This window comes from Actinoplanes nipponensis (assembly GCF_016862275.1).
Classification (GTDB): domain Bacteria; phylum Actinomycetota; class Actinomycetes; order Mycobacteriales; family Micromonosporaceae; genus Actinoplanes; species Actinoplanes nipponensis.
Genome location: NZ_BOMQ01000033.1, coordinates 1 through 7,119 on the forward strand (window position 1 = coordinate 1; position 7,119 = coordinate 7,119).

Genomic DNA, 7,119 nt, shown 5'->3' on the forward strand with positions numbered 1-7,119 from the left:
GGCGTGGCGGGCCGCTCGGCGTGGCGGGCCGCTCGGCGTGGCGGGCCGCTCGGCGTGGCGGGCCGCTCGGCGTGGCGGGCCGCTCGGCGTCGCGAACCGGTCAGGCGCGGCGCATCAGCACCGCGAGCTCGGCGAACGCGGCCAGCACCATCGCGACGATCAGCGGCCCGACCCCGCCGAACACCGCGAAGCCCACCAGTCCGAGCGGCGCCACCGCCATCGCGTACACCGCCGCGACCACCCGCCCGGAACCCCGGATCTCCCGCAGCGCCGACCCGACCGGGACCGGCAGCGCACGGGCCAGCCACGCTCCCAGCGCCACCAGGATCACCACGCCGATGACGCCGCCCCACATCCGGGCCACGCCGCTGCTGGCCATGGTCATCACCGCGGCCAGCACCGCGGCGATCAGCACCCCGTTGCCGGCGTACAGCACGGCCTGGCGGAACGTCTCGACGAACCCGGCGGTGCGGTCCAGCACCGGCCCGGCCGGCGGGGTGATCGGGGGCGGGGCCGCAGTCGGCGTCTCCGCGGCGACCGGGTCGGGCACCGGCATCGCGGCGTCGGCCAGGCTCTCCAGGGCCAGCGCCCACCGGCGGCGTTCCAGCCGGACCACGCCCACGTCGCGCTGCGCGTCGCCGATCCCCGGGTCGAGGTCCAGGGCTTCCCCGTACGCCCGCTGCGCCAGGTCGAACAACCGCAGCCGGGCCGCCACGACGGCCAGCACCAGGTGCGCCTCCGCGTCGGCGGGCGCCAGCCGCACCCCGTGCCACGCGGCGTTGAGCGCGTCCTGGCCGTTGCGCGCCTCGCTGAGCAGGGCGGCCCCGGTGCGCTGGGCGTACGGGTCGGACGGCCAGGCCGCCAGGATCGACGCCGCGACGCCGGCCGCCTCGCCGAACCGGCGGTCGTCGGAGAGCGCCATGGCCCGTACGACCAGGGGCCCGACGGTGTGCGGAGCCGCCGCGACGGCCTGCTCGGCGGCGGCGAGCGCTTCGGCCGGTTGCGCCGCCGCGACGTGCACCCGGGCGAGGGTGCTCAGCAGCCCCGGATCGGCGGGGGCGACGGCGAGCCCGAGCGCGATCTCCCCGACCGCCTCGTCGTAGCGGCCGAGGTCGGCCATCAGGAGGGCCCGCTGCCGGTACTCCTCGGGGGTGGTCTCCGGCTCGGACTGGGAGGTGGGCTCGCTCGACACCCATCGAGCGTAGGTCTTCCCCCGCGAGATCACCGCGCCCGGGTTGGGCCCCGACCCGCCCGTGGAGGAGGAAACACCGGGTAGCGCGGACACGGACGAGGGGCCGGCGGCAGCAAAACCTCCCCCGCCGAGCAATTCCCGAACGAACAGCTGCCCATCGAGCGACCCGCGCAGACAACCTGAAGCCGCGCCCGCCGGGGTCAGCGGCGGCGTTGATCATCCCGAGGGTTCAGCTCCGGGCTGCGGCCTCATAGATCAGCGCGGTGGCCACCGCCGCCAGCCCCTCGCCCCGCCCGGTCAGCCCGAGCCCGTCGGTCGTGGTGCCCGAGACCGTCACCGGCGCGCCCACCGCCGCGGAGAGGACCTGTTGGGCCTCCTCGCGCCGCTTGCCGATCTTGGGCCGGTTCCCGATCACCTGGATCGACACGTTGCCGACCGCGTACCCGTGCGCGGCGAGCCGGCGGACCGTCTCGGCCAGCAACGTCACGCCGGGTGCGCCGGCCCACTCGGGCTCGGCCGTGCCGAAGTTGCTGCCGAGGTCACCGAGGCCGGCGGCGCTGAGCATCGCGTCGCAGGCCGCGTGGGCGGCGACGTCGGCGTCGGAGTGCCCGGCCAGCCCGGACTCGCCGGGCCACATGAGGCCGGCCACCCAGCACACCCGCTGCGGGTCGAACGCGTGCACGTCGGTGCCGATCCCGACCCGCTGGCTCCAAGGGCTCACCGCGTCAGGCTACGTGCAGCAACGCCTCGGCGATCACCAGGTCCAGCGGTCGGGTGATCTTCATGGCCAGCTCGGACCCCGGTACGCAGGTCACGGGCACGCCCGCCTTCTCCACCATCCCGGCGTCGTCGGTGTGCGGGTCGAGCCCGGCGGCGTGGGCGGCGGCGAGCACCTCCCGCCGGAACCCCTGGGGCGTCTGCACACTCCGCAACACGGACCGGTCGACGGTCCCGAGCACCACCTCGACCTCCGCATCCTCCCCACCGACAGCAGCACCCACCCCGCCCGAGCCGCCAACACCGGCCGAGGCAACCCCCCGGGCCGAGCCGACCTCCTTGATGGTGTCGACCACGGGCAGCACCGGGATCACCGCCGGCCGGCCACCGCGGACAGCCGCGGCGACGGACTCGATCAGCTCCGGCGGGGTCAGGGCGCGGGCGGCGTCGTGCACCAGCACGATGGCCACATCAAGCGGCACAGCGGCGAGCGCTGCCGCGACGGAGTGTTGCCGTTCGGCGCCGCCCGGCACCACGGTCACCGCGGCGACCGGCGCCAGCAGGGCGCGGACCGCCTCGACCTCGGCGGCGGGGGCGGCGACGACGATCAGGCGCACGGAAGGGGCCGCCGCGATGCGACGGACGGTGTGCACGAGAAGGGGCTCGCCGGCGAGCAGGCGCAGGGCCTTGGGGCCACCCGGGCCCAGGCGGAGGCCGGCGCCCGCGGCCGGAACGAGGACCGCGACGTCACCGCGAGCATTGAGCTGCGCGGTCACGTCGCGGTCCTGTTCGGCAGGTGTCACCGGTGGGGGTGGTGCTGAGGTGGTGGGAACGTCAGGCCTCGGTGAGCACCTTGTCGAGGAGGACTTCCGCCTCGTCCTTGGTGCTCTTCTCGGCGAGGGCCACCTCGCCGACGAGGATGTCGCGGGCCTTGGCGAGCATGCGCTTCTCCCCCGCCGAGAGACCACGCTCGCGCTCACGACGCCAGAGGTCACGCACGACCTCGGCGACCTTCAGCGGGTTGCCGCTGGCGAGCTTCTCGAGATTGGCCTTGTAACGCCGCGACCAGTTGGTCGGCTCCTCGGTGTGCGGTGCGCGGAGGACGTCGAAGACCTTGCCCAGGCCCTCCTCGCCAACCACTTCACGCACGCCGACGATCTCGGCGTTCTCAGCGGGCACCCGGACAGTAAGGTCGCCCTGGGCGACTCGCAGAACGAGATATTGCTTCGGCTCGCCCTTGATGACCCTAGTCTCGATTGCCTCGATGAGTGCGGCCCCGTGGTGGGGGTAAACAACGGTCTCGCCGACACTGAAAACCATAGGTTCGAAACCCCTTTCGCTGTGTCTAGGGTAACACGCTCAGGCAGCGATGTCCCACCCTGGCCGTGACTGTTAGTGCAGCTCAGAGGCCCTGTGAGCCGTCTTTCTACCGCTTGACATGCGGGCCAAGAACTGCCTCAGTAACCCAAAGTGACCACGTCGTGACCACTAGATTCAGCGAGTCGGAAATTCCGGACCTGGAGCCTTTGCGAGGTCAAGCTTATCGCTAGCGACCGGAACCGCCCACCACTGGCGGCCGGGGCGGCACTTAGGGGAGGCTGGACTCAGGTCCCCGGCCACGCGAGACTCGTTGGCAGGGGGGAGGGTGAATCATGGGCAGTCTGAGCGACAACGGCGGTAACTGGCCGCCCGATGGCAGCTCCCCCGACGGCCTCCCGGATCTGCCCGAGGAGTGGGGCGTCATCGTCATCCCGGACGACCTCTCGGAGCTGTCCGAGGAGGTCAGCGCCGTCCAGGCCGAGCTGCACCGGTCCCGCCACGAGACCCGCTGGCAGCGCTTCGCGGACCGCCCGGGCATGCGCACGCTGCGCCGGATCGGCGCCGCCAGCCTGCGGGCCCCGGTCCTGATCATCTCGATGGCCATCCTGGTCACCGTGGCCAGCCTCTTCGCCTCGGCCTGGCCCGGGCCCGCCCGCTCGCCCGTCACTCAGCGCACGGCCACCACCACCGACGACAGCGCCGACACGCTGCCGGCGCTGGAGCTGATGGGCACCGACGGCAAAACCGTCCCGCTGCGGGGCCAGTTGCCGGCCGTGGTGCTGCTCACCGACGGTTGCGACTGCGCCGGCCTGGTCGCCGACACCGCCGCCGCCGCCCCGCCGGGGATCTCGGTCGTGACGGTCGTGGCCGGCGCCGCCGCCGGGCAGACCGGTGCGGCGCCTCCCACCAACGCCACGCCGCGGATCCAGGGCCGGACGTCGCAGGCCCTGCGCGACCCCACCGGCGAGCTCCGAGCCGGCCTCCACCTGGGCACACCCGACGGCACCGCCGCCGTCCTGCTGGTCAACCGCGGCGGCGAGATCGTCCGCAAGATCGCCCGTACGTTCTCGATCGAGGAGTTCCGGCCCGACCTCGCCCGCCTCTGACGCTGAGTGACCGAGGTGTCGGGCGCCGTGACGAGGCGTCAGTAGGAGCGGGCGCGGGTGACCCGCCAGCGGAAGACCGCCGCGCCACGGGTCTCCGCCGACACCGCCATGAAGAAGTCGTCGGCCAGCCCGACCGTCAGCTCCACGGGCTGCGGCTCGTCCGCCGCGCACGGCACGGCCCGGCCGGAGTCCGTACCCACCGCGCTGAGGCGTACCCGCACCTGACCGTCGCCCACGCAGAGCATCACCAGCGAGTACGAACCACCGACCACCGCCGTGCTGCGCTCGGTGCGTCGGCCCGCCGCCAGAACCATCGTCTCGGCCTGCGCCTGCCTCGGCAGGTCGGGCAGCAGGCGCTCGACCGTGACCCGCCCGGCCACCACCGCCGGGTCCTCGCCGACGTCGGGCGCGGCCCGGACGAACCACACAACGCCCCCGGCCAGCAGGACCAGGGCGAGGGCATAGAGCATCACGCCCGCGGCCCGGTCCCCTCTCACCCGGCAACCCTAGGTCGTCTCCAGCAGGACGCCATAGAGAGTCAGGCCCGGCCCGAAGGCCAGCATCACCACCCGGCCCGGCGGCCGGGGCCGGCGCCGCAGCGCGTCCAGCACCAGCAACACCGTCGGCGACGAGCAGTTGCCGTACGCCGCCAGCACCTCCCGGGACGCCGCCATCGCCTCGTCCGGCAGGCCGAGCTGCCGCTGCACCACGTCCAGGATCTTCGGGCCGCCGGGGTGCACCGCCCAGTCGTCCACGTCCGCAACGGTCAGGCCGTTGCGGGTCAGCAGGTCGTCGACCATCGCCCGGACGTGTATCGACAGCACGTCGGGCACCTGCGGGGACAGCCCCATCCGGAAGCCCAGATCGGTGACTTCCCAGGTCATGTGGCCGGCCGTGGTGGTGTCCGTGAGGGCGGTGACGTCGCTGACGACGTACCCCCCGGGTCTGCTCTGCGGGGTGAGCACGACGGCGGCCGCGGCGTCCGAGAAGAGCGCGTGCGAGACGATCTGCTGGATGTCCGCCCGCGGATCCGCGGGCTGGATGTGCAGGCTGGTGAGCTCGGCGCAGAGCAGCAGCGCCGGGCGGCCCCGGGCCGCGACGAAGTCGGCGGCCGTGCCCAGGCCGGGCAGGGCCGCGTAGCAGCCCATGTGCCCGACGAAGAGCCGCTGCAACGACGGCGCCATGCCCATGTCCCGGGCCAGCAGGATGTCCAGGCCCGGCGTCGCATAGCCGGTGCAGGAGCAGACCGCGAGCAGGCCCAGCTCGTCGGCGGCCACGCCGGCCTCGGTGAGCGCCCGGCCCACCGCTTCCTTGGCCAGCGGCATGGCCTCCACCTGGTAGCGGCGCATCCGGCGCTCGGTGGACCAGCCCGAGACGTCCTCCAGCAGCGGGCTGACCGCCGCCTGCCGGGTGCGGACCCCGGAGTTGGCGAAGATCCGCTGGGCCAGCCCCCGCCGGCCGCCCGTGTAGTGCTGCGAGAAGAAGCCCTCCCACAGCTCCTCCTGTGCCGCCCCCGGCGGCAGCGCGATCCCCAAGCCGGCGATGACCGCCTGACCGATACTTTTCACTTGTTTGCCTCCCCAGGCCGAACCCCGCCGACTGGTGCCTTACCCGCGAAAAGCGATCACCACCGCGGGGCGGAGCCTTGCGAGTCCGGATCACCGCCCAGCGCCTCGACGCCCAGCCAGTCCGCGCACACGTCCGAGGTCGCCGGCTGCAGCGAACCGGCCCGGGCGTCCCGGTAGAGCCGTTCCAGCGGATGGCCGCGGCGCATCGCCGACGTGCCCGCCGCCTCCAGCATCGAGGCGGCCACCTCGGCCGCCGTCGTACCGGCGACCAGCTTGGCCCGCCAGACCCAGCGGTTGGTCTCCGCGTCGCCGGGCGCCTCGTCGACCCGGCGGGCGGCCTCCATGACGGTCAGGTGGGCCGCGGCGACCGCCGCGTCCGCCCGGCCGATCCGCGCCCGTACGGCCGGCAGGTGCCCCAGCTTGCGGTCCGTGACGTGCTCGACCGCCGCGTCCACCGCCGCCCGCGCCACCCCCACGTAGACGGCGGCGTAGCTGGCCACCATCCAGTGCGGGGCGAGTTGGGCGACGACCAACGCGAGCCCCTCCACCCCGCCGAGCAGCGCGGAGGTCGGCACGGTCACGTCGATGTGCAGATCGTGCGAGCCGGTGGCCCGCATGCCCAGCGCGTCCCAGGTCTGCTCCACCGTCAGCCCCGGGCCCGGCGGCACCAGGAACTGCGAGACCTTGTCCGGCTCGGTGACGCTGCGGGCCGCCACCAGGTACGCGTCCGCGTGCCCCGCGCCCGAGCAGAACGTCTTGGCCCCCTTGATGTGGAAGCCGTCGTCGTTCTGCTCGTAGCTGGTGGTCATCTGGGACAGCCGGGAACCGGAGCCGCGCTCGCTCATCGCCACCGCGTACCAGCTGCCCTCGGCCGCCGCCCGCAGACAGCGGTCGCGGGCCTCCAGCGCCTCGGGCGGCAGGCCCAGCGCCTCCGCGAGCTCGTTCGTGACGCCGCCGAGCGCGCCGGTCACCGAGGCGTGCATGTTGAAGATCAGGGCGGTGGCGCCGTTGCCCCGGGCCAGCTCGTAGGCGACGGCCGCGTAGTCGGCGAAACCCGCGCCGGCGCCGCCCAGCCGCTCCGGCACCATCAGCCCGAACATCCCGGACCGGCGCAGGTCGGCGAAGTCCTCCGCCGGGAACAGGCCCGCCCGGTCGTGCCCGGCGGCCCGCGCCGCGAACCGGGGCGCCAGGCGACGCGCCTCCTCGACCTTGGCGC

General features: G+C 74.0%; 8 protein-coding genes. 1 reads left to right on the forward strand and 7 read right to left on the reverse strand.

Annotation, left to right across the window (positions count from 1 at the left end; translation table 11 throughout):
* Positions 1–100: 100 nt before the first annotated feature.
* The 4 genes from Ani05nite_RS14575 to Ani05nite_RS14590 all read right to left on the reverse strand — a co-directional run bounded on the left by Ani05nite_RS14575 (position 101) and on the right by Ani05nite_RS14590 (position 3,229).
* Entirely contained in the window at positions 101–1,192 is a 1,092-nt protein-coding gene (locus tag Ani05nite_RS14575; protein ID WP_203768706.1) for a tetratricopeptide repeat protein, read from the reverse strand.
* A gap of 229 nt (positions 1,193–1,421) precedes the next feature.
* The gene (ispF, locus tag Ani05nite_RS14580; RefSeq protein WP_203768707.1) at positions 1,422–1,913 is read right to left on the reverse strand and encodes a 2-C-methyl-D-erythritol 2,4-cyclodiphosphate synthase; all 492 of its coding nucleotides are present in this window, start codon (positions 1,911–1,913) and stop codon (positions 1,422–1,424) included.
* A 4-nt stretch (positions 1,914–1,917) separates the two neighbouring features.
* Positions 1,918–2,685: an IspD/TarI family cytidylyltransferase gene (locus tag Ani05nite_RS14585; protein WP_203768710.1), complete on the reverse strand. Its 768-nt coding sequence runs from the start codon at positions 2,683–2,685 to the stop codon at positions 1,918–1,920.
* A gap of 58 nt (positions 2,686–2,743) precedes the next feature.
* Positions 2,744–3,229, reverse strand: a complete 486-nt coding sequence (locus Ani05nite_RS14590) for a CarD family transcriptional regulator (protein WP_026206027.1) — start codon at positions 3,227–3,229, stop codon at positions 2,744–2,746.
* Positions 3,230–3,561: 332 nt separating this feature from the next.
* On the opposite strand from Ani05nite_RS14590, the gene Ani05nite_RS14595 reads away from it, so the two are divergent.
* The gene (locus Ani05nite_RS14595) at positions 3,562–4,335 is read left to right on the forward strand and encodes a hypothetical protein (protein ID WP_203768708.1); all 774 of its coding nucleotides are present in this window, start codon (positions 3,562–3,564) and stop codon (positions 4,333–4,335) included.
* A gap of 38 nt (positions 4,336–4,373) precedes the next feature.
* Here Ani05nite_RS14595 and Ani05nite_RS14600 read toward each other — a convergent pair whose 3' ends face one another.
* The 3 genes from Ani05nite_RS14600 to Ani05nite_RS14610 form a co-directional block, all read right to left on the reverse strand.
* Complete coding sequence (locus Ani05nite_RS14600; RefSeq protein ID WP_203768709.1) at positions 4,374–4,832, reverse strand: DUF6023 family protein; 459 nt, start codon at positions 4,830–4,832, stop codon at positions 4,374–4,376.
* Between the two features lie 9 nt (positions 4,833–4,841).
* Entirely contained in the window at positions 4,842–5,894 is a 1,053-nt protein-coding gene (locus tag Ani05nite_RS14605) for a type III polyketide synthase (RefSeq protein WP_203768711.1), read from the reverse strand.
* 65 nt (positions 5,895–5,959) lie between these two features.
* Positions 5,960–7,119, reverse strand: a 1,160-nt coding sequence (locus Ani05nite_RS14610) for an acyl-CoA dehydrogenase family protein (protein WP_239129940.1), incomplete at its 5' end; no start/stop codon positions are given.

Coding starts and splice junctions, on each gene's coding strand:
- Ani05nite_RS14590 (WP_026206027.1), bottom strand. CDS start 3,229: ATGGTTTTCAGTGTCGGCGAGACCGTTGTTTACCCCCACCACGGGGCC.
- Ani05nite_RS14595 (WP_203768708.1), top strand. CDS start 3,562: ATGGGCAGTCTGAGCGACAACGGCGGTAACTGGCCGCCCGATGGCAGC.